This is a genomic window from Bradyrhizobium jicamae (genome assembly GCF_001440395.1).
Lineage (GTDB): Bacteria > Pseudomonadota > Alphaproteobacteria > Rhizobiales > Xanthobacteraceae > Bradyrhizobium > Bradyrhizobium jicamae.
The window spans coordinates 1-25507 of record NZ_LLXZ01000012.1 but is presented as its reverse complement, the minus strand read 5'-3'; the positions used below and the strand labels follow the sequence as shown (position 1 = coordinate 25507).

The following is a 25507-nucleotide window of genomic DNA, read 5'->3' as shown; positions in this document are numbered from 1 at the left end:
GCTTATGCCGTGATCTCCCCGGAGCCGAATTCCTCTGACCTCCGTCGCCGGCAGATTGGCGGTTCATCGAAACCCGGTCGGGCTTCAAAAACCTCCGCCGGCTTGACACCAGCCACGGGTGCCAGGACCACACGACTTGAAGAATAGCTTTATTTTCGGTTCCGGCCCGTCGCAGAAAACGATTCAAATACAAGGACTTGTTGCGGCTGGCGAGCAAATGAAAAGGTCCCGCCAACGTGCGGCGGGACCTCACAGGACCTATTTCAAAATTTTCAGGATTTGGCCCGTGCCGGGCGGCGCTGGCGCTGGCGCTCGACGTCGTTCTGCCACGCGACAATTTCGTCGGAAAACCAGACCTTGCGATTCGGAGAGATGTAGTGCGGGCGCGGGAAGCGCCCGTCGCGCACCATCCTCCACAGCGTCACCCCAGAGACCGGAATGATCGCTAAGACCTGCTCTTCGGTGAGCATGCGGCGGATGCCGCCCGCCGCATAATCGACGGCGGTTGCCTGCTGGTCTTTCCTCATGGTGACAGTTCTCCCAATCGCTTCGCTCGTTTTCAGTGATACGCGCGTGCGCCCTTTGCGATGGGGCTGCACTGTTGTCGCGTTCGAGGACGCCGGGGAGCGCGAGCAGTATAGCCGAACGGCGCGCGAAGTGAAAGCTGCTGAAACGAAAATGGGGATTTCACTTGCTTTCACTAACTTTCATCCGTCCAAAACATACCTTGATAGATTGCTTGACGCGCAATTTTTCAGCGGACCAAACTCAAGCTCCCATCAACGATGCCCCGCAAACATGGGAGCTTGTCGATGCCGAAGTCATCCGACCGTGCGCCGCGCCTGTGCAAGAAGACTGTGCATCGTGCTGCCTTCATCCATCCGTTGCAGCCGCTGGTGCTGTCGCTGTTCACGGACAAGCAACCAGCGCATGACCGCGTCAGCGTCAGCATTGCACTATGCGATGCCATCATGTCGCCAGCCCGCGTGCGCAGCGCCTACATCGTCGTTGCCGAGGACGTGCTGCGCGTGCTGTGTGGCCAAGGCCTAATCGAGAAGGACAGCCTCGGCTGGTTCTGGCGCGCGGGTCAGTTCCGCGCGGCGCGTGACTGGCGCGACGATGATGTCACGGAAGACGCAAAGGAGATCGCAAATAAGAAAAGGACGGCAATCATGCCGACCAGCAACACATAGAACGGCCCGCATGCGCGCGAACGATGCGGGCCGGGAATTGCCGGTGCTACTAAGTTTCAGCGAAGGAACGTCTGGACTATAAGCACCCACATTCCGTTCCGCAACCGCCATAAGCCGCGCGCTGTGCTGGCCCTCGCAATGAGGGAAGCGCAAATGTCTGTTGGAGGAATCAATCGCCCGATGCATCCGGTGCGGCCTGGCGATACGGTTTGTCTGCCCGTACAAGACCCGCCAGCGGCGGTTGCGGCGGGTGTCGTCCAAGTCTGCAAGGTTATTGAAATCAATCGTTACGACGACGGCAGGACCTTCGTCCAACTTGCCGGGATCGCCGAGCCGGTGCCGCTTGAACAGGTGGTGATCAGTCCCGGCCCGCTGGAACGCCACGTCGATGAACTGATCGAGCGCATCAAGGCGGGCGACGTCGGTGCCCCGTTCGAGGCGGAGGCGGTCCGCATGCTGCGCCAGTTGCACCAAAAGCTGCCGGCTGATTATGAGCGTGCCCGTCAGCGGCTCAAGGAGTGCGGCGCCAGAATTGCGGAACTGGAGAAGTTGATCGGGCCGGCGCGGCGGTCGCGCAACGATGCGGACGAAGATGACCGGCGACAGGGCTGCGCACTGACCTTCGATGAGGACGAGCCAGCGGCGGAGCCGGTTGACGGTGCGGCACTGCTCGATGAGATCGAAAGCATCGTGCGGCGCTATGTTGTCCTATCGGACGAGACTGCACACGCGGTCGCGCTGTGGATAGTGGCATCGTGTGCCATCAATGGATTCCGGATTTTTCCCCGCCTGCTGATCGGCGCGGCTACTTATCGCTGCGGCAAGAGCACGCTGATGGAGGTCATTCAGAATCTTGTCTGCCGTCCGGTGTCGTCGTCGAGCGCAACGCCAGCGGCGATCTTTCGCATCATTGATGAGGTCCAGCCAACGTTGTTCCTCGACGAGTTTGACAATGCCGCGAAGGAAAATCCCGACCTCAAGGCGATCGTCAACAGCGGCCATCAGCGCTCTACCGCGCAAGTCATCCGCACCGTTGGCGATGATTTCGAGCCGCGTCAATTTTCGACATGGTCGCCGATGGTCATTGCCGGGATCGGCAAGCCGTGGAATACGCTGCGCGACCGCTCCATTGAAGTGCCGTTGAAGCGGAAGCTGAAAGCGGAAACTGTGGCGCGGTTGCGCCCTGAACTCCGCGATCAGTTTACCGGTATGCGCGGGCGCATCGTTCGCTGGATCGGTGACAATGCCGCCGCGCTCCGCCGCGACGTCATCGCTCATGTTCCGGTCGGCCTGCATGATCGTGCCGGTGACAACTGGGAGCCGCTGATCGCGGTCGCGGCAGCGGCAGGAAGCGAGTGGTTAGAACTGGCACAAACGTCGGCGCTGATCCTTTCCGGTGGCGATCTGGCCGCCGCCGACGACGTCGGCACCGAATTTCTGTTCGATCTCCGGGCGCTGTTCATCGCCGAGGATCATGATCAGCTTGCCAGCAAGGCTATCGTCGAGAAGTTCAACGACATGCCGGAGCGGCGCTGGCCCGAGTTCCGGGGCGGCAAGGGTTTCAATTCCCGCAGCCTCGCGGCCCTGGCCGGAAGGTTCAAGGTCGTGTCGATGACCGTCACGCCAAAGGAGGGCGGCTCGGCGAAGGGATACAAGCGGGCGGACTTCGAGGATGCCTTCGCGCGGTATCTCGCCGACCTGCCGCCATAGGTGGCCCATTCCCTTGGTCCAACCCATAAGGTTCCTGCATTTTCAGTCAAAACGTCATGTGGTTGAGAGATAGGGATAATTCGCGGTTTTCAAAACGTCATGCAAAACGTCAGAGTTTCCGGCAAAAGGTCTCAAAGCGTCAGACGTTTTGTTGACGTTTCGCTGACGTTTTGAAGCGGCGAGAAATGCCTGCAATACAAGGGTTTCGACGTTTTGACGTTTTGAGAGAAAGAAAGAGAAGCACCGAGTGGGTGCCTGCTATGGATGCCGCAGCGAGATCGGAAGCCGCGCGTTCTGGCGGACCGGTGAAACCGTGTACTATTCACGCGATGGCAGGCATTGGCGGTGCAACAAGCGGGCATACTTGGCGCGATCATGATCTCGTGGAAAATCACGCGCGGCTCAATGCTGCTCTGCTGCGTCAAACCGGGGCATTGTGCGAAGGCGCGGTGACGCAATGGCAGTGGGCGAACGGCGTGAAAGCCTACGTCCGCGCCGCACACGGCAAGATATTTTTGACTGGCGATTGCGTGCAATCCATTCGCTTCGGCGCCATCCCGCTCACGCTCATGCATGGAGGGGAGCGCATGCGCTTCTTCTGTCCGGTCTGCGGTCGCGGCTGCTACTATCTTTCAGAAAAGGAAAGCAAGTTCGCGTGCCGCCAATGCTGCGGCTACGATTGGCAATGCCGTCATCGAAAACGCTGATTTGGAGAAAAGCCGATGACTGATCTTGTTGACGATGACCTGGACACCGAAATCCTGAAAGCTCGTATGCTCGGCATCAGCAATCGTGCCATTGCGCGGCGCTATCGCATCACGGCCCGAGAGGTTGACCTCGCATTGGAGAGGGCTTTGCCGCAGATCGACAACCTGACGCGCGTCGCGGCCATCAAGGTTGAGTTGGCTCGGCTCGATCAATTGATCCAGCCGTTCTTTCTGAAAGCCATGCAAGGGGACAGCGTTGCTGCGAATATCCTGATCCGTTTGAGCGAGCGCCGATCGGAATTGCTTGGCCTCAATAGTCCACTGCGGATCGATGCCACGCTGGTCGAGACCTATGACGATCCGAGCAGTGTGGACGAAATGGAGGCGGCGATTGCCCGGCTGGTCGGCAAGCCTGCTCAGCCGAATTAGGCGGACTATTTTCCAACCCGCCTAAATTTGTTTGGTCCACAACTTAGGAGAGCGGGACCAACTAAAACACCTTGCACGCCAACGGCTTATTTGGTCCATATATTTGGTCCAAAAGTGCAGGAGGTTTTTCGGTGACTATCTACGGCTATGCCCGCGTTTCAACCATTGGCCAATCGCTTGATATCCAGATGGACGCGCTCACGGCGGCAGGATGTGAGCAAGTCTATCATGAGAAGATGAGCGGCAAGCGCAAAGACAACCGAACTCAGCTAAAGCGCGTGCTCAAGGAGTTGAGCGAAGGCGACGAGCTCGTGGTGACCCGGCTCGACCGGCTGGCGCGCTCGACGCTCGATCTATTGCACATTGTCGAGGCTGTCCGAACCGCTGGCGCGTCGTTCAAGTCATTGCACGAGACATGGGCCGACAGCAGTTCGGCGCATGGGCGGCTGTTTTTGACGATCCTCGCTGGCCTCGCCGAGTTCGAGAGGGAATTGATCGCTGCGAGAACGAGCGAAGGCAGGGCAAAAGCCAAGGCCAACGGCACCCGGCTTGGCCGCGACTTCAAGCTGACCGGGCACCAGCGCCGCGCTGTCATCCACCGGCTCGATGCCGGTGACAGCCACCGCGAGATTGCCCGCGATCTTAACGTCTCACACCAGACCATCGGCCGCATCGCCCAACGTCACGCGGTGACCTAACGGTTCGTCGCGCCGCCGCCATCCGTCGCGGTTGCTCATCAACCTCGCGCCACCACAGGGGCCGGGGTTGTTTTTTGCGACGTGAAAAGCTCCGCGACCGGCCGGGAGCAGACCCTTCCCACTCAATTTGAAATTTTCCGATGCTGCCGTGCCACATGGATCGATTCCGGTCCCATGTCCCAAAGGTCCCGGCACCAACCACGCCTCGATCCACCCATGCAAACCATTGATTTCATGAGCGAGATTTTTCCTTGCCAGCACTGGCGGCCGGACTATCATTCGTGACGTCACGAATGGAGGCCCCCGATGAGCCGCCATGCAATCTTTGACCGTGCGATGACCGCCGCCGAGCGCCAGCGCCGCCACCGCAAAGCCTTGGCAGCCAAGGAGGTTGCCAAGCCCGCCGCGCCGACGTTCCCGGCCATGCAAGGAGGCCTTCCGCTCAATCTGGAGCACTTGCGCCGCTACCCGGATCGCGTTGCGCCGTTTCTCCTCCAGCGCCTGGGCCGCGACTGCGCCACGGCCTTGCGTGACGCGCTTACCCGTAGCCTTGGGGAGCCGTCAGGTCAGTCACCACAAGGGGATGGGCATCATCCTCAGGGTCACGGTCCCGCAACTCCTTGAAGCCGCGCTTGCATCCTTCCAAGCGCAAATCCTACCATGGATTGCTCACCCGAATCGGATGCCTGAACTCGTGGCCGAATTTCCGCGCTTCAAATACACCATGGGAGACGTGAGGAGGGCTGGAGAAGCACTGGCCACCGATCTCATCTGGACCGATGAAACGGCGGAAACAATCCGACAGGTTTTCAGGATCGCCAACAACTGGCGCGATTCGCATGCTTATCCGATGAGCAAAATTCGTTATGAGTTGAGTGGTCAAATTCGCCGCAATAAGATCGCTGGCGGATTTACCATGGCACGTCTGAAACGCATGCCATCAGTCCGCAGGAAACTTCGCGCCATCTCATCGCATCTGAATCAGGTTCAGGATCTAGCGGGCTGTCGCGCGGTTTTGCCGACTATCGAGGACGCCAATGCCTTGATCACTTCGATGCGGCACAATTCGCTGCACACGCTGCACCGGGAGGACGACTACATCATCAAACCGAAGCCGGATGGCTACCGGAGCCATCACATGGTTTTTAAGTTTCGCGGCAAAGGCGATGATGAGGTCTACAATGATCGCCGCGTGGAAATCCAGATAAGAACCCGTCTACAGCACTCATGGGCAACTGCCGTTGAGGCGGTGGGTCTGTTTCGCCGAGAGGATATGAAAGCCGGTCAAGGCAATCCCGAATGGCTCAGATTATTCCGTCTGATGTCGAGCGAGTTTTTGTTGATCGAGGGTTGCGCGGAGGCTGATGGGGAACGAAGAGATCGCGTTGCCGAGATCGCCGCGCTGAACGAACAACTCAACGCGGTCCAAACCCTTGAAGACCTCCGGCAGGCGGTGATGATCACCGACAATTATGTTTTCGATCCAAGAAACAAGCCGGACTATTATCTGATCCGCTATGACCGAAACAGCAATTCGGTGAAGGTCGATCCGCAGTACGGTCCTATGTACGCGGTTCAATCCTACGACAATGCGGAGAGCATCGATCCAAGTGCTACCAATGGCCGGTTCAACACCGTGCTGGTTGAAGTTGATGACATCGAAAACCTGAAAGCCGCCTATCCGAACTACTTCGGCGACGTTGAGCTTTTCAGGAACAGGTTGATTGAAGCCACGGGCGTCGATCCGGCCAAGTTTAAGCTGGAACCGCAGCCGAGCGCACCTCAGCGTCCAAGGGAAAAACCGGACTTCTCGTGGTTACACAAATGGAAACGCTGGTAATTGCGCTGCATTGTTAGTTCTGCGCGCGTTGATGAGCGCCCTGCCTTCGCTCGTGCGGCGAGTGAGACCAGCGCTATTGACCGGGATGGATCGTTCGACATCGATATGGCGGCAGGCATAACGCCTACCTGCCGGGGGCCTGACATCGCCCGGCAACCTCCAAAGAAAGCCTCGCTGCTGGCACGCGGCGGAATGGATGGGCGCACCTTGCCTTCGGCGGATTTCACGCGGTGTTCGATTTCGGCCAGCAATTGCGGCTCCGCCCAGGTGGCTTTTGTGGCGATCCGCTAGGCATAGGGCTGCGTCTCTTCGGATCAGCGGCGGCGTTAAGGATACCTGCTTTTGAGAGCTTCAATTCGCGACAGCGCTTCCGACACATAACCAAGTGATTGGTTCATGTCAGGATAGAAATCGGATGGGTGGGCACACTCGTTGCGCCGGGTGAGTAGGCCCTGAAACGCTTTCTTTTCAGCTTTGGTGATCAGCTTTGCTGCTTCCAGACCTTCAATGAAATTGTGATCGCTAAACCTCTCCCGAATATCCTCAACGGACGCAATGTTCCACTTATCGCGCGCGGCATTGAGCGCAACAAAATCATCGCGCCCAGCAAGTTCGTGCAGGTAATCAATAAAGGCCGCGAAGGCTAGAACGTGCGCAGCCCGGAAGACCTCAACCTCAATGCAGCGAACCGCCTGCTTGACCATGTCTTCCTGCTTGATGGACAGCGCAGTGACACGGGCGAGTGACTGGCGAGCATCCACTACGCGAGATGCCGCGCCCTCGTGCATACTCAGCAGCTTGTGTGCGGCCTGCTCGAACTTGACAGCGCGTTTTACTAGCTGATCGAACATCAATCAGGCCGGAGCGAGAAGATGTTTTCGCATCGCCTCGAAGAACCGGTCATATGTGTCCGCCGTTGCATCGGCAGGCAACTGCAATTGAATGTTGATGTTAACAGTCAATTCGCCCGCTCCCGAGTAGTTAATCGCTGCCTGCCGTGCGGCTGGAATTTCTTTGACCCTTACGGCTGGTTCGATTTCGTTGTCCTCAAAACCATCCGAAGTCGAAAAATCACCGAGCTGACAGAGCGCTTTGAACGTGCTGACCATCTGTCCGACGGCGACTGAACCCAAGCTGCTGCTCGCTGCGAAATAGGTTCTTAGGGCCTCCGCGTCCCGTTCGTTGGCATTTGGGAAATGTTGGAAGAGGTCCGAATAGGCGGCGCGAACGGCTTTAGCTAGGGCAGTCTTCGGGCCTCGGCGGTATTCGGACCACAGTGGCGCTGGTCCGCCGGACTGATCAACAAGCCCAATGAATTTAATAACACCAAGTAGCCGCTGGTCGTTGCTACTCGTAAACCCAAGGCTTTTTAGGGTTTTGTTCGTGAATTTCTGAGGAATGCCCATACCCTCAATTTTCTTGAGAAGTGCAATCACCTTCTCGGGGCTCGGAACGTAAGGATATGCGGGCACTGCGCAGCCTTCCTTCGTGCGAATCGATTGTTCCAGATTGCACATCAGAGGCTGTACTCGCGAGCAGGAGCAATTTACAGTCCACAGGTTTTCCTGAGTTGCACCCATCTTCGTTTTCGCGTTGGCGCTTAAACCGGCAGAATTGGCATTCTGCGGAGTATTTCAAGTAGCGTTGGCAATATCTTCCTTGTCCGCACCTCGCATCACAATCCTCAGCGCATCGTCCGCCAATGGCCGCTGCATCGCCTTGGCTTCATCCCATGGCGCGCGCATCCAGATGTCCCGCTCCTCATCGGTCGTCAATATCACCGGCATTGCCTTTGGATGGATTGGCTCGACGATGGCGTTGGGTGCCGTGGTCAGAAAGCCGTAGACCTGATGCGGCCCCGGTATCGGCTTCGACTTGGTGCCCCGACTACCGTTGAACGTCGTCCAGATGCCCGCGAAGACGAACAGCGGCCGGTCATTGTTGAGCGCGAACCACACTACGTCCTTCTTCTTGGTCTCCGGGTTTGGCTCCGGCGCGTACTCGGCAAAACTATTGGCCGGTACCAAGCATCGGTTCTCCGGCTTGAGCCAGCCGCGCCAATGCGGCGATGAGGTGTTGCGGATGTTGGTGACGGGCGGCCCGCCAGTGCGTGGTGGTGGTGGCATGCCCCAACGCATCAGGGTCATCTCAGTGCCGGCGTCAGTGTTGCGGATCACTGGGGCAGGATAATCCGGGAACACGCCCGGCATCGGCGCGAGGTTGCCGACATAGCGGTTGACGACGCGGAACAGGCGCGAGATCGCTTCTTGGTTCGTGGTGATGCTGTAGAGGTTACACATAGCTCGTTGACACTTTTCAGCCCGGAAAGCTGCTCTCTCTCGCTGACAACTCCCGCAGAAATTCGGCTTGAGACTTCTCGCGTTCTTCGCGTTGCTGCTTCGACGTTTTCAGGACTTGGAGAAGTCTGCTGTAATAGTCGAACACAGGTTCGGCTCGACCAAGCTTGTACGTGGACCGCAGCGACGCGGCGATCTCGCAAGCTTCTACGCCGCGGGCAGACGCCTGTTCGTCCAGCGTCACGCCGAGATCATCCATCGTGTATTCAGCGCAAGATTCAATCGCATTCTGACTTGCACGAACTCGATTAGGAAACTCCAAGCATTTGGCCAGCAACTTCTTATCCATCGCGCGCCAAGCCTCGGTATCGTCCGGAAGTTCAGGCATCTCGGGCAAATCCGTTCGCCAAGCTGGATATGGTTCATCCTGCGGCTCCGCTGCGTTCAAATTGTCAAAGTAAAAATCGCAGCATTTGGAAGCGTAACCCTCCAGTAGAACGGCTAAGCGCAAGGCGAGATAGGCGGCTTTCTCATTCTTTTGTGTTCGGTCCCGGTAAAGGGCAACACCACCCTGAACTGCTGCCGTCCCGATGCCCGCGCCGACGGCGGCCTTCCATACCGTGGAAAGCCAATCCCAAGTCTCTGGGCTGAAAATGTCGTTCATTTGCCCTTCCACCTACCGCTCGCCCGGCCACCATGTCGAGGGTGGACTGTTCGCCGAAATCTTTGTCTGCCGTAGCGCCACGAGGTGGCTGCGCTTGTATGGCCGCCCTTGAAGCCGCGAGCAATCCTTGCAGCGCATATATCGTTCTAGCTCATGGATAGGTGTCGCCTTCGGCCGTCGCACCACGTCGAGCGCGACGGTCTGGTGCGTGTTGCAGCCAAGGCATTTGACTTCCAGATAGCGATAGCCCGCATTCAGCGCGTCACCCAGCGCGGGCGACGGCTGGGCTGGACCCTGGAAGCCGAGCATGCGCTTGTTCCAAGCCTCGCAGGCCAGCCGGTCAGCTTCCTTGCGTGCCTCGGCCGCGCGCTCCGCTGCCGCCCGTATCGAACTGCCGTAGATGGATTCGCGTGACCGGGTGCCCATGGGCCGAAAGAATGCGTCAGCCAGACTGGGATCGGCAAGCCACTACAGCTTGCGGCTCGACGGTGGCGTCGGCGCTAGGCTGGCATTTTCGGACGCGCTAATCTTTCGACGTCCGCTTTTGGGGGTTAAACAGACCTAAATCAGCCGCGTCCGCAGGTCGCCTTTTGACCCCTAGCGGACAGGCTAAATTTCTCCTGCACAAGCTAAGCATCATTGATCGCATAGTCTATCACGCGCCGACAAACGGCTGATGGTTCTGGTCGCTCGTTCAATGAAGCAACCCAGTCTTGCACAACTTCATTCGCGATACCGACTTCCAAAAAATACTTCATTCCCGCATGCAGCGCATCGGACGGAAGCCCGCCGTCGTCCGGTTCGCGCGCTACCACCGCTTCTGATTTCTCTGTCCACGGCTCGGAGGCGTAGACGGTATCCTCACTGTCGAATTCGGAGAGCCTGTCAATCACATCGCCGAGCCTTAGCAATTGCCCCATATCGAGTACCTGTGTTTCATGGAGAGGGAGGGCGTTGCTGCATACTCTAGCATGCAATGTCCGCCTTTGGCCCTAGCGGACGCACGATGTCCACGCGGATGTCCGCTCGTGAGCGAAATGCGGACATGGTTTCTCTCAGTCTCGCTCGCCCGGCCACCATGTACGCGCCGGATCGTTAGCCGAAATTTTCGTCGGCCGCAGCGCCACTAGATAGGGCTACGCTTGTAGGGTCGCCGCTCGTATTGAACCGCCGTATATCGCTTCCCGTGATCTGGTGCCCATGGATTGAAAGAATGCGTCACCGTGAAGGGAATCGGCAAGCCACTAGGGCTTGGGGCGCGACCCTGGGACGGGCGCTACTGGCCTTGACCGCGCACCACAGGTGCAAGGAACCATCCCACCCTGTGATCTACATCACCGATCTGAACGATTGCAGAGGTTAGCACCCTGCAATCACCAATACTAAAGCCATAGGAGGCTCACATGACGTTCAGAGCATTTAGCCTTGCCTTGACGATAGTACTTTGCATTTGCGGGTGGTCGAAGGCGCATGCCGAGCCGCGGCATTACACATTTGATAATGATAAGATCGTCATAAAGCCGCCGTTCGAGTTTACTTGGAAGTTCGTCACAATCAGGCGCAGCGAGATTCCACTGCCGAAGCCTATCACGATTGCTACTTGGTCCACCGTCGCTTGCACGGCATTTCCGCAGTGCCGAAGGATCGTGGGCGACAAAATACTGCGCCTCGGCAAAGCGCTTGCACACTGATTTAGTCAGCGCAATGCAGTCGCGGCGGCGATTGCCTGCGCTTTAGTCTCGCTCATCTAATGCCGTAAACAGCACTAGCATCATTTCGGCCAACCATGCCTCGCACGGCTGCAGGATGATCAAATGCAGGCCCGGTGGATTGCCCTTGTCCTTGTAATGCAGCGAGAATAGCTTGCGCTTGGGGTCGAGCCGGAATGCATCGCCGCGTGTCTCCTTGATTGCATAACAATCGATCCTTCGCGGCAGCCGCGCATCCTCCGGTTTTTCGATGAAGGCAAAGCGCCCACGCTTCGCCATCTTCCACTGATGGACGCGATCCGCCTCGTCCAAGTGCGTCGCCTGACTGCCACTGCGCGCGATCAGCTTCATGGTTGCCAGGCAGAGCATGCGCCCGGCCTCGTCGTTGGGAGTTGCAAAGATCATGGCATCCTCCCTTATTTGATCCTCAACAGCCGAGCGGCTGTTGGGCAAATGATTCCGCCGCCGAGCCGGGCAAATAGCCGATACAGCACACACCATCCCGCGGAATAGGGATCAGGGAGCATTGTAAGCGCGCGTCGGTTGACCAGCAGATACGTTTCCTTCCAATTGCCGAAAGCCACTGGAGTAGCGCCAGGAATCACGTCCGGGAAAAAATTACTCACGATGACCGGATGGCCGAGCAGCATCCAGCGCAACGGATTTTGCAAATCCTGAATTAGTATCGGGCGACCGGCAGCATCACTCATCGAGAAGGCTTGGCCTAGCGTGCGCTGGTTCATCAGCCAAACGCCATTGCTGTGGTATTCGACTGGCACCTCGAACAACAGTCCGACCAAATCTTGCCACGTAAACTGCCCCGCAGGCGTCAGCGCCGAGGTCTCGCATACCGGGATGCCAGCATTCGGATTGAGAATGCCCATGGGCATGCCGACGCCGCTACCGACCGCGATGGCGCGGCTCGCGATCCGGCGCACGCCCTGCTGGCCCTTGCGCGCGATCCAGCCTTCGATGTCAACCGCGGCGTCTTCTAGGAATGAGCGGCTGGCGCAGATCAGGCCGCGCAATTCCTCTGGCCGAAGTTCGAGCTGGCTCAATCCCTTGGCGATATCGGCTCCGGGCTGGTTGAAGGCGCACGTTTCTTGACAGGCCCAACCGAACAATTCCTCGCCGTCGAAATTATCGATCAGGAATTGCACCGCGCTCGATGAGATCGTCATGTTATCGACGACGCCAGTCAGGTCGCCGGGGTCGGCAAGGCACGACAAAATCCGGTCCGAAACTTCCGGCGGCACCAGAAGGCCGATATTGCCCATCGTGAACTCGGACAGGCTCTTGCGCTCAACCTCTGGCATCCGCTGAAAGTCACCGGATCGCAAATAGGAGCCAAAGGCCCTACGCGCGATAGCGGCAGAATCGATCTCCTCCGGCGCGAAATCGATGCGTGGTGCAGATGAACCGGCCTTCAAGAGATGGCGAAGCCGCAGATAATCTGACGAGCGCCTGCGCTCATCGACGAAGCCGCCTTCGCCGTTATAGCCGGGGCGGCCGATGCGGCGCGCGAAGTCGTTGATGGTGGCTTCGAGTTGGTCGATGCGGGCGTTGCGGTGGCTGTCGGCATCACCGAAATTGTCGCGCGTGGCGCGCACTTCTTTGAGCAGTTCGATAAGTTCGAGGGACATCACCTTCCTCCACGGCGCGCGAGGCGCGCGCCTCATCCAGAGTGGTGATCTCCTTTGTGCGAAACTTTATTACAACCGCTGCCGTACCGCTATGGCTTTTGTGCCGCCGCGCCTCCGGATTTTACGCCGCGACGAGCACCTTTGGTTGCTCGACGGCCTTTTCTGCGGGCTCGCCAACGATCCGCCGCAGCGCGGCGGCGATGCCTTCAAGCACGGCACGCTTCTGCTGCATGCGTTTCGATTGGTTGTAAATGCCAGTGACGCGGTTGATCCGCTCCCCGTCATCCTTGGTCACGGCGTGGTCGAGGCACTTGGCAATCGCGGCATCCGAGTAACCAAGGTTACCGGCCAAGGTCGCGGCGGTACGGCGCAGGTCGTGCGGCGTGAACTTCTTGAGGCCGAGCAGTTCGCAAAGACCCGGTTTCTTGCTCTTGTCCTTGTTGTTTTCGTGCTGGGTACCGCGCAGCGCGGTCGCCATCGAGGTGCGGTGCATCGGCTGGCCCGGATAGAGCGGGCTTTCAAACACGAATTGCTGGCCCTCGGTGGCCATTGCCTCGCGGATGATCTCGACCGCCAGATCGGATAACGGCTGCTCGATCACGCGGCGCTTCTTGACCCGCTTGGCAGGGACGCGGATACAAGGCGCGTCGCCATCAAGCGCCAGCAGTTCGTCACGATGGGCGGGAAGCAGTTCGCCCGAGCGCAGCATGGTCACGAGTTCAAACTTGAGCGCCAGCCGCGTCTTGCGATCCCACGGCAAGTCCTCCCGGTCCAGACCGTGCCAGAAAATTCTGATCTCGTCGGCAGACAACACGCGGGTACGCGCATGCTCGGCGTCGAGCTTCGGCAGGTTGACGCACGGGCTGGCCGTCACGTATTCGCGGCCCGCCTCGGCGGCCCAATTGAACAGGGCTGACGCGGCGCGGCGCATGTGCCGGGCATTGGAGACCGATGGCTTGCCGCCGTGGCGTCCGGCAACAATGTCGTTGGACAGGCTGGCAATGTCGTTCTTGGTGACGTCGCTGGCGAGCTTCTTGCCAAGGCGCGGGCTGACCAAGCGCCGGAGGTGGCTCGCGGTACATTCCCAGCTTTCGAGCCGGGGCCGCATTTCCCCGTCAGGCTTCTTGACCGGCACCTGAATCCACGCGATCCGCTCTTCGATGATCTCATCGACGGTCTTGCCGCGCTTGGCAGTGGCGGCTTTCTGTTGGCGGAAGGTAGCAGCCACGGCATCGCCGCCCTTGCCCTTGAGCCGCCAGACCTCGCTGCGGGCGTGATCGACCGTGAAGGTCTCCGGATTGTAGACGCCGAGCCAGCCGATGCGCTGGCGGCCAGCAGCCTTGTCGGTGTACTTGACCGAGAAGGTCGCCACACCGCGCGGCGTGATGGAGACGAACAGGCCGGGACATTTGCGGTCGTAGATTTTGTCCCGCTGGGTGACGCGCTTCTCGCAGAGCCGGTCGGTGAGGATGATGCTGCGGCGCTGCCGCTTGGCAGGGACGGGTTTGTTGGTGGCTTCGTCGGCGGTTTGGCTTGGCCGGGTGGTCATCGTGTGCAATCTCCATCGCTTAGGTCCCATGGACCTAGATTTGATGAAATGCGCTGAAAACGGCTGGCATAGCATAGCGCCAAACCGCTTGTTTTATAGAGTTTTGTTGCTTTCAGCGTCTTTCACGGGATTGCATAATATAGTCCACACGGTTTTGCCGTACGCAGCGACCTCTGCCAAAGACGTCAACCAGCCAAAGTGCCTGCCGGTCGAAGCTTCTGACGGGAGGCGTTTAAGCGCCGGTCGTCTGCGCGCTGGGTTCACTCACGGATAACCGCCCTGCGACCACAATCACGCGCCCGACGCTGCCGCGTCCACCGCAACCCGCCCCAACGTTCGTGACGATGGCCAACGCCCCTCTCTCGGAACGGGATGGCCGGAGTTTTACGGGTGATTTGGGTCTCGCGCGAAGCGGAATATTTTCGCGATGACGGCTGGACGGGGCAAATCACCTTGAAGTTGCGGAGAAAATTCGTGTATTCGCGCAGCGCCCGCAGGGCCTCGAATCGCTGTCATAGCAAGTAAGGCGCCTGCATGAGCGACCTGCGAGGACGAAGCGTGGCCCGGATGCCGCTTCCGCCTTCGCTCGTTGAGCTACGGCGGACAAGCCGCTCATCCGGGCCACGCTTCGTCCTCGCTGCTGCTTCGCACCTAGTTGTAGCCGCTGGTGCCGGCCGACGTGCCGCCGAATTGAGAATCGCCAGTGCCGCTCAACGTGGTCGGACCATCCGGATTTCCGTTCGGATTGCCGTAGTTCGGATGCAGGACGACGTGCGGAGCAGCGTATCTGACTACAGCTTCATGATGCGCCGTATTGGCGAATGCATACGTGCTTGAGAGCATTGACACAGCGACCAGCACTGTCATTGCGACTTTCATGGCTTTGCCCTTTCGAGTTGCTGTGCCAAGACCGTTACACAATGAACAGGTGGGGCTCGCTCTCCGTCGCTTCCATTAAATTCGGGTTTAGTGACGCTGCCCGGGCTTCGCTGCGATAGCAAGTAGCGGGACCACTGGCCCCGGATATCGCTTCGCTCATCCGGGCTACAATTCTCCCGCGCTACTCCGCCCGGTGGCACACCGCCTCGACCTTGTTGCCGTCGGGGTCGCGCAGGAAGGCGGCGTAATAGGCGGCGTGGTAGTGGCGGAGGCCTGGTGGGCCGTCGTCGGTGCCGCCGGCGGCGATGCCGGCGCGCCAGAAGGCGTCGACTTCGGCTCGCGATCTGGCCTTGAAGCACCAGTGGCGGCTGGTGGCTTCGTCCGGCCTCTCGCCCCGGTAGATCGCAAGGTAGACGCGGTCCGGATACTGCGCGTCGGCGCGTTCGCCGTAGCCGAGCCAGCGGTCGCTGCGGCCGACCTTGACGACGCCGAGGGCGGCCATGATGGCGTCGTAGAAGCGTTCGGCGGCGGCGAAATCGGATACGGTGATGGAGACGTGGTCGAGCATCGATCAGGCCCTCGATGATGACTCTCTCAGTCGTCATTGCCTGCGACAAACGCGAAGCGTTTGCGCAAGGGAGCGAAGCGACGAAGCAATCCACCTCTCCGCGTGTGGCGCTATGGATTGCTTCGCCTCGCTCGCAGTGACGGGGATGGTTCGGCGTCTTGCGTCCGTCAGGACGCCAGCTTCAGCCGCTCCAGTGCTTCCTGCAGCTTGGCCTTGCGCGCAACCGCCGCCTCGCGCTTTTCCTTTTCCTCTTCGACGATCTCTTCGGGCGCATTCGCCACGAACTTCTCGTTGGAAAGCTTGGCGTCGACGCGCTTGATGTCGGCGTCGGCCTTGACGATTTCCTTGTCGAGCCGGGTCCTTTCGGCCGAGAGGTCGATCACGCCCTTGAGTGGCAGTGCCACCACTTCGCCGCGCACGAGCAACTGCACCGCGCCCTCGGGCGGGCGATCGGCGAACGAGATGTCCGACAGACGCGCCAGACGCTTGACGATGTCGCTCCAGCGTCCCGCGCGATCCTTGGTTTCAGCAGACGCAGCCGACAGCACCAACGAAATCAAGGTTGCCGGCGGGATGTTCATTTCCGATTTCAACGAGCGGATGGCGGTGATGAGATCGACTACCCAGCCGATCTCGGCCTCGGCCGCGGGATCGCTGAAATCACCGGCGTCGAGCGCGGCCATCACGGGCGCGATCAAGGGATCGCCCGGACCCGCCATCGCCATCGACGCGATCTGTTCCTCGGTCACCGCGCTCGCCTTGCGCGGCCATTGGGCCAGCACCAGGAGGCCGTCGCGCTTCGCCGTCACCGCCCAGAGCTCTTCGGTGATGAACGGCATGAACGGGTGCAGCAGCTTGAGGATTTCGTCGCGCGCCCATGCCACCATGGCACGGGTCTCGGCTTTCGCCGCGCCCTCCTCGCCCATCAGCAAGGGTTTTGCCAATTCGACATACCAGTCGCAATAAATGTTCAGGACGAAGCGATACATCGCGTTCGCCGCGTCGTTGAAGCGATAGGCCTCGATCGCCTCGGTCACCTCGCGCGTGGCGCGCGAGGTTTCGTGCGCGATCCAGCGGTTCAACGTTTCCTTCGCCGCCGTCGGCTCGAAGCCGTCGGGCTTGTCGCAGCTGTTCATCTCGGCAAAGCGGCACGCATTCCAGAGCTTGGTCGCAAAATTGCGATTGACCTCGACGAGTTGCGGCGAGAGCTTGATGTCGTGGTTATGCGCAGCCCCGCGCGCCAGCGCAAAGCGCAGCGCGTCGGCGCCGAAATCGTCGATCACGCCGAGCGGATCGATGACGTTGCCTTTCGACTTCGACATCTTCGCGCCCTTCTCGTCGCGGACGAGACGGTGGATGTACACGGTGGAGAACGGCGCATCCTTCATGAAGTGCAGGCCCATCATCATCATGCGGGCGACCCAGAAGAAGATGATGTCCCAGCCGGTGACGAGCACGCTGGTCGGGTAATAGCGCTTCACTTCCGCGGTGTCGTCGGGCCAGCCGAGCGTCGAGAACGGCCACAAGCCCGAGGAGAACCAGGTGTCGAGCACGTCCTCATCGCGGGTGATGAAACCCTCACGCTTGGCGGGGTCTTCCGCCATCGCCCGCCCCTGCTCTTCCGTGATGACTTCCTGCTCGACGTAATAGCCGAGCGCGTTGCCGACGGCTTCTTCCTCGGTCTCGGCAACGAACACCTTGCCGTCAGGCCCGTACCAGGCCGGAATCTGGTGGCCCCACCAGAGCTGGCGCGAGATGCACCAGGGCTGGATGTTCTCCATCCACTCGAAATAGGTCTTCTCCCAGTTCTTCGGCACGAAGCTGGTCGCGCCCGAGCGCACGGCCGCAATCGCCGGCTGCGCCATGGTCTTGGCGTCGACATACCACTGGTCGGTCAGATAGGGCTCGATGACCACGTTGGAGCGGTCGCCGTGCGGCACCATGTGCGTGTTCGGCTCGATCTTTTCCAGGAAGCCGAAATCTTCCAGCCGCGCCACGATCTTCTTGCGCGCGGCGAAGCGGTCGACATTGTGCAGCTCTTCGGCGAGCATCAGCGCGCCTTCCGGCAATCCGCGCAGATAGTCCTCGTTGTCGACGAGGGTCATGCAGCCCTCGCGATCGAACACGTTGATCTGCGGCAGGTTGTGACGCTTGCCGACCTCGAAGTCGTTGAAGTCATGCGCCGGCGTGATCTTGACCGCGCCCGATCCCTTTTCGGGATCGGCGTAATCGTCGCCGACGATCGGGATGCGGCGGCCGACCAGTGGCAGGATGACGTGCTGGCCGATCAGGCGGCCGATGCGTTCATTGTCTGGATGAATCGCCACCGCGGTGTCGCCGAGCATCGTCTCGGGCCGCGTCGTCGCCACGACGACAAAGGTCGAGGGATCTTCAGGACTGAACGTCTTGCCCGAGATCGGATAGCGCAGATACCAGAGACTGCCCTTGACCTCGACCTGCTGCACCTCAAGATCGGAGATCGCGGTGAGCAGTTTCGGGTCCCAGTTGACCAGCCGCTTGTCTTTATAGATCAGGCCTTCGCGGTGAAGCTCGACGAACACCTTCACGACCGCGCGCGACAGGCCCTCGTCCATCGTAAAACGTTCGCGCGACCAGTCGCAGGAAGCGCCGAGGCGCTTCAACTGGTTGACGATGGTGCCGCCGCTCTCGGCCTTCCACTGCCAGACGCGTTCGAGGAATTTGGCGCGGCCGAGGTCGCGGCGGCCCGGCTCCTGCCGTTCCATCAATTGGCGCTCGACCACCATCTGGGTCGCGATGCCGGCATGGTCGGTGCCGGGCTGCCACAGCACGTCACGGCCGCGCATCCGCTCGAAGCGGCAGAGGATGTCCTGCAGCGTGTTGTTCAGCGCGTGGCCCATATGCAGCGAGCCCGTCACGTTCGGCGGCGGGATCACGATGGTGAACGGCGCGGCGTCCTTCCGTTCCGGGCGGCCGGCCATGAACGCGCCGCTCTCCTCCCAGATCCGGGACATGCGGCTTTCGATATCGGCGGGCTGGTAGTTTTTCTCGATCATGACAATGCAGTTGGGTGCTGGGGGAACGCCTTCGAGCCATCCGTTACCGGACTGCTCAAAGAATACGCGTCAAATCAACGTGGTAGTGGCCGGTTCTGATGTGATCGACGCCGGACGGCCCCTAGAAACCCGCCACAGCGCCTCAAGTCAACCTGACAACTTCGGTCCGGGGCAGCCGGAAGCCGCGATAACGCCGGTTTGAATGTCCGGATGGGGCCCTGATGCAGTCTCGCCCGGCGTCCTGGAACTAGCGCCCGCGCGAAACCCGCTCGATCTCGGCCTTGACGATCCGCTCCACCAACCCCGGCAGATTGTCATCCAGCCAGGACTTCAGCATCGGCCGCAGCATTTCCTTGACCAGATCTTCCAATGTTCGCGCGTTGTTGCTCAGCACGGTATTGGCCAGGGAATTGAAGGCGGACTCTACGGCGGAAACGGTTGAATGCGACAAGATCGCCGGCCCAGGTGGTGAGTTATCGAACGACGGCTCGTGAACCGGTTGCCTTGCCCTGCGGGCCTCGCTGAATTCGATGTCGTCCGCCGGCTCGATCTTGCTGAACGACGCCGCCGGCGGCGGTGGCGGTGCCGGGTCAGGCAACGCCATCTCGTCGGTGAGTTCGAACACGTCGGCCTCGGGCTGCGGCGCCGGCCTGATATCGGCCTCGGGTGTCGCCGCATCGAGGCTCGCCAGCATCGCGTCGATGTCATCCTGGTTGTTGCTGGCTGCCGGTTCGGGCGCAGGCGGTGGCGGCGGAGCCGGCGCGGGCTTGGGCGCCGCCGGCTTGGGAGCAAGCGCCGAGGGCGGAATGTCCTTCATCATCGGTTTCGGTGCCGGCGCGGCCTCCGGCTTGGCGGCCGCAGGCTTCGCCTCGTCGTCGGCGATGATGCGACGGATCGACGCCAGAATCTCCTCCATCGAGGGCTCTTGGACCTTTGCAGGCTGCGTCATCTCCGACTCCACATCGAAACCATTTTATACCAAAGCCGCGGAGGAATTGCCGGTTCCGGAAATGCAGGTCGGGATTTTCATCGCAGAAGCCTGACTTGTCCCCAGATCAAGCCCGCCCGCCGCACCGCGCGGGAGGACCTGCTCCCCTCAAATGTGCGACCCGACGCGCGTCCATGCGAATGCAAGGACGCGGATCGCGAATCGCTCAGCTCGCCCAGGAAACGGTACGTCATGGCCACAAATGATTGCAAGCAAAGCGCCCGGCGCAACAGGCGCCGGGCGTCGATATTCGTCCCGACTGTGCGGGAATAGACTCAGATATCAGCGGCCGTCGGGTGTCCGAACGCCGGCCCAGCTATCCCGCACCTGATGATAGTGCACACTCGGGTCGTAGATCGTGGTCGGCAAGTTGAGCACCTGCGGCTGCAGCCGTCCGACCTGGTTCAGCACGGAATAGGACGCAACCACGCGATCATGCTGCGCGGTGACGAGCGCAACGCGCGCGTTGACCAGCGCCTGCTGCGCGTTCAGCACGTCGAGTGTGGTTCGCTGTCCGGCCTTGGCTTCCTCGCGCACGCCATTGAGCGCAATTTCCGACGCCTGCACCTGCGACTGGGCGGAAGCGACCTGCGCCTTGCCGGCGACGAGCTGCCCCCATGCCGTGACCACATTGGCGCGGGTCTGATCCCGGGTCTGATCGAGCACGAGACGTTGTTGCGCTGCCGTTTCCTTGGACTGCCGGATCAGCGAATATTCGGCGCCGCCCTGATAGATCGGAACGTTGAGCTGCGCGACCGCGGACGCGCCGAACGAGCGGAACTGGATCAGGCTCTGCTCATAGGACTGCTGCACCGATGCCTGCAGCGTGACCACCGGCAACAGCGCGCCTTCGGCCACCTTGACCTGGAGGAAGCTGACGTCGATGCCGAACATCGCCGCGGTGACGTTCGGATTTTGCGTCAGGCCAAGTTCGACGGCAGCCGGCAGTGTCGCCGGCAGGAAGCGGTCGACCGGCGAGCCCGGCGCCAGGTTTTGCGGCTCGTTGCCGATGATGCGACGGAAGTTCGAGCGCGTCGTGTTCAGATTGGCTTCTGCGGTCAGGAGCTGCGTCTTGCCGGCGGCGAGTTGGGCTTCCGACTGCGCAACGTCGGTGCGGGTGACTTCGCCGACGTTGAAGCGATCGCGCGTCTGCTTCAGCGTCTGCTCGAGCACGCGGACGTTGCTCTTCTGCACTTCGACGATCGCCGCATCGCGCAGATAGTCCATGTAGATGGTCGCAGCGCTGAGCAAGACGGTCGACTCAAGCGAACGCAAGGCTTCGCGCGCGCCGGAGACCTGGCTCTCCGCGGCCCTGGTCCGGTTCGCGGTCTGCTGGCCGTTGAAGAGCGTCTGCGTGATGGTGGCGCCGACGCTGCGCGGCGGATTGGCGCCGTGAATATTGGTGCGCACGAGGTTGTTCGCGTCGCCGCCCTGCGTGCTCAGCGTGTCCGTATATTGGTAACCCGCGCTCGCCGTGACCGCGACTCTCGGCCGATAACCCGACAGCGCCTGCGGCACGTTCTCGTCAGTGATGCGCACCTGCGCGCGCTGCGCATTGAGCTGCGGATTATTCTGATAGGCGCGCACCAAGGCCGCCTCAATCGTGTCGGCCAAGACGGGTGTCGAGCCCATGAACACTAATAGAAGGGCCGAAGCTGCAGCTCCGGCAAATTCCTTCACCCCACGCATCCCAAGCAATCCGATCTATTTGGTCGCCCGGCCCATGACCAATGGTCCCACATGATCATTAACCGAACGTCGCTTCATTCGAAGTGAGTCCCAGCTCACCTTAGTCCGCACGTAAGCCCGACGGAACCACTCCGGAAGCATAGGCCGTCGAAACTCTTCACGTGGGGCAATCCGGCCACACTTCTGATTTCGAAGAGGATTTAGCCGGCCACGGAGGGCGAATATTGGGCGTCGAAAGGGCTGAAAGGCTAGAAAACGAAGGCTGGAACAAGTTCCATGCCCGGCAGTACCGGGGCAGCAGCATCGAACAGTGTGCGATTACCGAAATCGCCGTGTGAAGCGGTCACGATGGTAGCCCGTGCCGGCCGCGACGTCGCAAAAACGCCGACCAATCGGCCGCCGCTGCGCAATTGCCCGTAGAGCTGCTCCGGCACGATCTCGGTTGCGCCGTTAAGCACGATCACATCATAAGGCGCGCCCGCCGGATCTCCATCCGCAGCGGCCGCGGTCCGGACCGTGACATTTCCACAGCCATTGGCAGCCAGGGTCGCCTGCGCCTTCGCCGCCAGCGCCGAGTCGCTCTCCGTCGCGCTCACCGGGGATGCGAATCGGGCGATCACGGCGGCGGCGTATCCGGTGGCGCAGCCGACCACCAGGATGCGGTCGCTCTCCCTGATCTCGGCCGCCTGCAGCATCTTCGCCAGCACCGCCGGCTTGATCAGGTAGCGCTTGGCCGCGCCGCCTTCGCTGACATCGAGATCGAGGTCCAGATAGGCCAGAGCCCGCTTGTTCTCGGGAACGAAGGCCTCACGCGGCACCGCCAGCATGGCATCGATGATTCGGGAGTCGGTCACGTCGCTCGGACGCACCTGACCATCGACCATATTCTGGCGCGCGGCCGCAAAACCGGACATAGGCTAAGACCCTTGGGCTAAGACCCTGAAAGCATGCGGCGTTACCGCAAGAGAACTGGAACCGACGGCTGAAAGCCGAGGCCATCTTTGGTACAAGCTCCGGCAAAACGCAACATGCGCCCGGCCGCGGATAAGGCCATCCGCGCGTGAAGCGGAAAGGCCGCCTATTCGACCGTGACGGCGAGCCGGGCGATCAGCCGCGCGACTTCATCCAAATGGTCGGTATCGTGCGCTTCAATGGCTTGCGCGAGCCGAAGCAGGCATTCGTCGTCGCTCATGGCGGGAATGTCGCTCGGGACGATCGAAGGCACGGCCCGCATCAGGTCGGTTGCAATGGCTGGCATCGAATCAGCTCCCTTGAAACCCGGCGCGCCAGAGGCTCCGGGCGGATTGGGTCGAACTGGCGGCCCGATCCATGGCGCCCGGGGATGACGGAATTCCGCGCGATTGGTTCCGCCCTCCGCCCCCGGACGCCTAAAATGCCGACAAATCATTGGCGCACGGGAGCTTTCCGGCCCGCTTCGAGCAAATGCGCCGGCCGTGATTTGGTCCTTTGCAAGCGCGAACGGCTTTGTTATACGCTCCCCGCTCGCGAGCCTTTGGTTCGCCTGTTCCTCGGTAGCTCAGCGGTAGAGCATTCGACTGTTAATCGAATGGTCGCTGGTTCGAATCCAGCCCGGGGAGCCATCACCTTTTTTGCCCATTGATCTTTCATCGCGTTTTCTCCTGCTTGGCTAACCGGGTAATCGGGTTGGCCACTTTTGTTCCTGAAATGAGCTTATCGATCGCGCGCATCGCCGCCTTTCTGCGGTCGCGTGTCTCGATATAGCGTTGCAGTTCTTTCAGGCTGGCATGGCCAGTGATGGCAGCAGCTTCGACCACGTCGCACCCTGCATCGATCAACCGGGTGGCCGCAGCCTTGCGCAGGCCATGGAAGGCGCAATGTTTGAGCCCTGCCTCGTCGCAGCGGTCCCGAAACCAGTTGCCGAAACCTGCGGCGGTGAACGGAGCCCCCAACTCGGTGACCAGGAACGTCAGATGCTTACTCGGCGTGGCGTCAATGATCCGGCGCAGTTCCGGGTGCACCGGGATCGCCAATTTAAGGCCGGTCCTATCCTCGGTTTTCATCCGGATCCAGTCCAGCACCTCGTCGTTGATGTGCTGTTCGCCCATCCGGACCACGTCCTGCCGCGCCTGCCCAGTGTAGAGCCCGAGCGTCAGCGCCAGCCGCGCCTTACTGCCGATGGGGTGCACCGCCTCGAATTGCCGCACCTCGGCATCGGTCCAGCGGTGGAAGCCGCCCCTCTTTTTCGGCTTGATTTTCCTTACGCTCAGGGTCGGGTCGTCCTCGCGCCAATCCAGCTTGACTGCCACCTGCATCATCGCCCGCAACACCTTGCGCAGGCCGTTGGCGCTATCGGGTTTCGCGGCTCGAGCTTCCATCAATTTTTCGACGTGGTTCGGCTTCAACGTGACGGCGCTCTTATCGCCGCATGCCCGCCCGGCATGATCGATCTCGCGACAGAAGCGGTCGATGATATTGCGGTAGACGCCCTGCGTAATCGGCTTCAGCGCCTTAAAGGATGCGCTGTCGTAATAGGCGATTGCGAGCGCACGGATCGAGCGCGGCACAATGCGATCGGCCCCAATCTTCGAGACCGTTGGTTTGGTGGTCGCCATGGCCTTTTCGTAGACGGTCATAAATTCCGGCGACCACGGCAATCCCGGTAGTGGTCAGATGGCCACTTTGATGGCCTGGACGTGTTGGTGGCAGTACGCTCGCTACGCCGCCTGCAGACTCTATTCGTCCGTCCTACTCCCGTTCGTGGGCAGCTAGTAGCGAGAAATGTGTTGGGCGGTCCGCAACAGTAATGTCCCTGCCACGGTTTGCTTCACCCGCGGCGCATCATCGGCGTGCCAGGATCACACCAATGAAGAATGCAATTGCCAATGTCTGAATGGGTGCCTCGCGTGTAGCCATACTAAGCTGGTCAATCCACGTCGGCTGCGGCACGAGCTCGTCGGCAAGGTCCTGGGACATGCTGCGGATCGCATCCACGGCGCTATCGATCCGTTGTTCGGCCCTTTTGCCCGACGCGGGAGTTTCGTCGCTATTCATGAAGACTCACAGCGTGTCGGGAGTGCGCACTGGCGAGGATTTGTCCCCGTTGCGCAGCTCCTGTTCAGCCAAGTTGCAAAACTCTTTCTCACGGCCAACCGGTTTGCCGGCTTGTTCCCAGAGTTGATACGCTCGGGCCTCGATCTCTTCCTTGCTCGGTTCGGGCATCACATCCTCCGAGTTGGAGCACGGCCCCTCCTCTGGGGTAATGGGGGCTTATCGGCGGGACCGTGCTAGGCCAGAACATTTTGGAACTGGCCTATGGATTCAAGTGCACTAGAAGCCGCTAGTTCCTAGCTGAGACTGCCCCACAGACAAAGACTATGCGGGCAATACACCACATGGCCATTGCCGGGACCGTCCCGCTCCTCGCAAGGATTCCGTCGCCGCCAGGCGGCGCCGGTGGCGAGATACGCGGCGGGCGATCGCGCGATTGCACTAGCCTGGTTGGAATTGCACGAGAGCGGAACGGTCGTGAAAGCTGACGCAGAGCGGGACAGTGACTCTAACCTAGGAATGTGCCTGTCCGGTCCCGGAGGAGCCAAGCTTTTAGCAGTCCGGGATCCTGGCTCTGACGGAATAGACGTCCTCCGCAGGGACATTTTACGCTGGAGCAAGTTCGATTTCGATCTGCTCAACCCGTTTTGCTTCCGCATCGTAAATTTTAATCTGAAGGTTGGGAAAACGCGTCTTCAAATTTTTGGCTACCGGGATAGCAGCTTCTTGGGTTTTGAACTCTCGCTTCGCGTGGCCATCCACGATGAGGGCGTAACCATTTGTCGGAAGGTCGGTCGGCGCCCTGATCGTTGCCGCCCGCGCTGCCACAAGCGATCGTTGCGTGCGCTGTTGTCGCATGGGAAAGCTCCGCATTGGGGG

General features: G+C 60.4%; 29 protein-coding genes and 1 tRNA gene. 9 read left to right on the top strand and 21 right to left on the bottom strand.

Features of this window, described 5'->3' with window-relative positions; all coding sequences use genetic code 11:
* Positions 1 to 272 precede the first annotated feature (272 nt).
* On the bottom strand, positions 273 to 527 hold the full coding sequence (locus CQ12_RS02585; protein WP_057833799.1) for a helix-turn-helix transcriptional regulator: 255 nt from the start codon (positions 525 to 527) through the stop codon (positions 273 to 275).
* A gap of 285 nt (positions 528 to 812) precedes the next feature.
* Here CQ12_RS02585 and CQ12_RS02580 point away from each other — a divergent pair, with 285 nt between their 5' ends.
* From CQ12_RS02580 to CQ12_RS02555, 7 genes are all read left to right on the top strand, one after another.
* A complete protein-coding gene (locus CQ12_RS02580) occupies positions 813 to 1193 on the top strand; it encodes a hypothetical protein (RefSeq protein ID WP_157087961.1) in 381 nt (126 codons plus the stop codon).
* Between the two features lie 180 nt (positions 1194 to 1373).
* Positions 1374 to 2903 (top strand): DUF3631 domain-containing protein, encoded by a 1530-nt coding sequence (locus CQ12_RS02575; protein ID WP_057833797.1) that lies wholly within the window; start codon positions 1374 to 1376, stop codon positions 2901 to 2903.
* Between the two features lie 260 nt (positions 2904 to 3163).
* On the top strand, positions 3164 to 3610 hold the full coding sequence (locus CQ12_RS02570) for a hypothetical protein (RefSeq protein ID WP_157087959.1): 447 nt from the start codon (positions 3164 to 3166) through the stop codon (positions 3608 to 3610).
* Positions 3611 to 3676: 66 nt separating this feature from the next.
* On the top strand, positions 3677 to 4039 hold the full coding sequence (locus tag CQ12_RS02565; RefSeq protein ID WP_157087958.1) for a hypothetical protein: 363 nt from the start codon (positions 3677 to 3679) through the stop codon (positions 4037 to 4039).
* A 131-nt stretch (positions 4040 to 4170) separates the two neighbouring features.
* Complete coding sequence (locus CQ12_RS02560) at positions 4171 to 4737, top strand: recombinase family protein (protein ID WP_083519096.1); 567 nt, start codon at positions 4171 to 4173, stop codon at positions 4735 to 4737.
* 306 nt (positions 4738 to 5043) lie between these two features.
* Complete coding sequence (locus CQ12_RS44825) at positions 5044 to 5361, top strand: hypothetical protein (protein WP_198164050.1); 318 nt, start codon at positions 5044 to 5046, stop codon at positions 5359 to 5361.
* On the top strand, positions 5321 to 6577 hold the full coding sequence (locus CQ12_RS02555; protein WP_083519095.1) for a nucleotidyltransferase family protein: 1257 nt from the start codon (positions 5321 to 5323) through the stop codon (positions 6575 to 6577). Before CQ12_RS44825 ends, CQ12_RS02555 begins: the two co-directional genes overlap by 41 nt.
* A gap of 326 nt (positions 6578 to 6903) precedes the next feature.
* Here the strand turns inward: CQ12_RS02555 and CQ12_RS02550 are convergent, their stop codons facing one another.
* From CQ12_RS02550 to CQ12_RS02525, 6 genes are all read right to left on the bottom strand, one after another.
* A complete protein-coding gene (locus CQ12_RS02550) occupies positions 6904 to 7428 on the bottom strand; it encodes a hypothetical protein (protein ID WP_157087957.1) in 525 nt (174 codons plus the stop codon).
* Between the two features lie 3 nt (positions 7429 to 7431).
* The gene (locus CQ12_RS02545; protein WP_057833793.1) at positions 7432 to 8094 is read right to left on the bottom strand and encodes a DUF5343 domain-containing protein; all 663 of its coding nucleotides are present in this window, start codon (positions 8092 to 8094) and stop codon (positions 7432 to 7434) included.
* A 117-nt stretch (positions 8095 to 8211) separates the two neighbouring features.
* Positions 8212 to 8877 (bottom strand): SOS response-associated peptidase, encoded by a 666-nt coding sequence (locus CQ12_RS02540; RefSeq protein WP_057833792.1) that lies wholly within the window; start codon positions 8875 to 8877, stop codon positions 8212 to 8214.
* A 16-nt stretch (positions 8878 to 8893) separates the two neighbouring features.
* On the bottom strand, positions 8894 to 9538 hold the full coding sequence (locus tag CQ12_RS02535; RefSeq protein WP_057833791.1) for a hypothetical protein: 645 nt from the start codon (positions 9536 to 9538) through the stop codon (positions 8894 to 8896).
* A 12-nt stretch (positions 9539 to 9550) separates the two neighbouring features.
* On the bottom strand, positions 9551 to 9964 hold the full coding sequence (locus CQ12_RS02530; RefSeq protein ID WP_057833790.1) for a hypothetical protein: 414 nt from the start codon (positions 9962 to 9964) through the stop codon (positions 9551 to 9553).
* A 203-nt stretch (positions 9965 to 10167) separates the two neighbouring features.
* Complete coding sequence (locus CQ12_RS02525) at positions 10168 to 10458, bottom strand: hypothetical protein (RefSeq protein ID WP_057833789.1); 291 nt, start codon at positions 10456 to 10458, stop codon at positions 10168 to 10170.
* A 483-nt stretch (positions 10459 to 10941) separates the two neighbouring features.
* Here CQ12_RS02525 and CQ12_RS02520 point away from each other — a divergent pair, with 483 nt between their 5' ends.
* Positions 10942 to 11229, top strand: coding sequence for a hypothetical protein (locus tag CQ12_RS02520; RefSeq protein WP_057833788.1), 288 nt, complete (start codon positions 10942 to 10944; stop codon positions 11227 to 11229).
* A 42-nt stretch (positions 11230 to 11271) separates the two neighbouring features.
* Here CQ12_RS02520 and CQ12_RS02515 read toward each other — a convergent pair whose 3' ends face one another.
* From CQ12_RS02515 to CQ12_RS02470, 10 genes are all read right to left on the bottom strand, one after another.
* Positions 11272 to 11700, bottom strand: coding sequence for a hypothetical protein (locus tag CQ12_RS02515; protein WP_157087956.1), 429 nt, complete (start codon positions 11698 to 11700; stop codon positions 11272 to 11274).
* Positions 11664 to 12890, bottom strand: a complete 1227-nt coding sequence (locus tag CQ12_RS02510; RefSeq protein WP_057833786.1) for a phage major capsid protein — start codon at positions 12888 to 12890, stop codon at positions 11664 to 11666. The genes CQ12_RS02515 and CQ12_RS02510 overlap by 37 nt, the downstream gene beginning before the upstream one ends.
* A 121-nt stretch (positions 12891 to 13011) precedes the next feature.
* Positions 13012 to 14439, bottom strand: coding sequence for a tyrosine-type recombinase/integrase (locus CQ12_RS02505; protein WP_057833785.1), 1428 nt, complete (start codon positions 14437 to 14439; stop codon positions 13012 to 13014).
* Positions 14440 to 15090: 651 nt separating this feature from the next.
* A complete protein-coding gene (locus CQ12_RS02500; protein ID WP_057833784.1) occupies positions 15091 to 15318 on the bottom strand; it encodes a hypothetical protein in 228 nt (75 codons plus the stop codon).
* 181 nt (positions 15319 to 15499) lie between these two features.
* Complete coding sequence (locus CQ12_RS02495) at positions 15500 to 15886, bottom strand: VOC family protein (protein ID WP_057833783.1); 387 nt, start codon at positions 15884 to 15886, stop codon at positions 15500 to 15502.
* 167 nt (positions 15887 to 16053) lie between these two features.
* The gene (locus tag CQ12_RS02490; RefSeq protein WP_057833782.1) at positions 16054 to 18921 is read right to left on the bottom strand and encodes a valine--tRNA ligase; all 2868 of its coding nucleotides are present in this window, start codon (positions 18919 to 18921) and stop codon (positions 16054 to 16056) included.
* Between the two features lie 247 nt (positions 18922 to 19168).
* Complete coding sequence (locus CQ12_RS02485; RefSeq protein WP_057833903.1) at positions 19169 to 19870, bottom strand: PopZ family protein; 702 nt, start codon at positions 19868 to 19870, stop codon at positions 19169 to 19171.
* Between the two features lie 321 nt (positions 19871 to 20191).
* The gene (locus CQ12_RS02480; protein WP_057833781.1) at positions 20192 to 21598 is read right to left on the bottom strand and encodes a TolC family outer membrane protein; all 1407 of its coding nucleotides are present in this window, start codon (positions 21596 to 21598) and stop codon (positions 20192 to 20194) included.
* Between the two features lie 248 nt (positions 21599 to 21846).
* A complete protein-coding gene (locus tag CQ12_RS02475; protein WP_057833780.1) occupies positions 21847 to 22512 on the bottom strand; it encodes a protein-L-isoaspartate O-methyltransferase family protein in 666 nt (221 codons plus the stop codon).
* A gap of 164 nt (positions 22513 to 22676) precedes the next feature.
* Entirely contained in the window at positions 22677 to 22856 is a 180-nt protein-coding gene (locus CQ12_RS02470; protein WP_057833779.1) for a hypothetical protein, read from the bottom strand.
* Between the two features lie 268 nt (positions 22857 to 23124).
* Between CQ12_RS02470 and CQ12_RS02465 the strand changes: the two genes are divergently transcribed.
* Positions 23125 to 23199 (top strand) — tRNA-Asn (locus CQ12_RS02465).
* Positions 23200 to 23223: 24 nt separating this feature from the next.
* Here the strand turns inward: CQ12_RS02465 and CQ12_RS02460 are convergent.
* The 4 genes from CQ12_RS02460 to CQ12_RS02450 form a co-directional block, all read right to left on the bottom strand.
* Positions 23224 to 24192, bottom strand: a complete 969-nt coding sequence (locus tag CQ12_RS02460) for a tyrosine-type recombinase/integrase (RefSeq protein WP_198164049.1) — start codon at positions 24190 to 24192, stop codon at positions 23224 to 23226.
* A 226-nt stretch (positions 24193 to 24418) separates the two neighbouring features.
* Entirely contained in the window at positions 24419 to 24631 is a 213-nt protein-coding gene (locus CQ12_RS02455; protein ID WP_057833777.1) for a hypothetical protein, read from the bottom strand.
* A 6-nt stretch (positions 24632 to 24637) separates the two neighbouring features.
* A complete protein-coding gene (locus tag CQ12_RS41720; RefSeq protein WP_083519092.1) occupies positions 24638 to 24799 on the bottom strand; it encodes a DUF2934 domain-containing protein in 162 nt (53 codons plus the stop codon).
* Between the two features lie 435 nt (positions 24800 to 25234).
* Positions 25235 to 25507 (bottom strand): hypothetical protein (locus CQ12_RS02450; protein ID WP_245309700.1); only part of this gene is annotated, 273 nt, incomplete at its 5' end.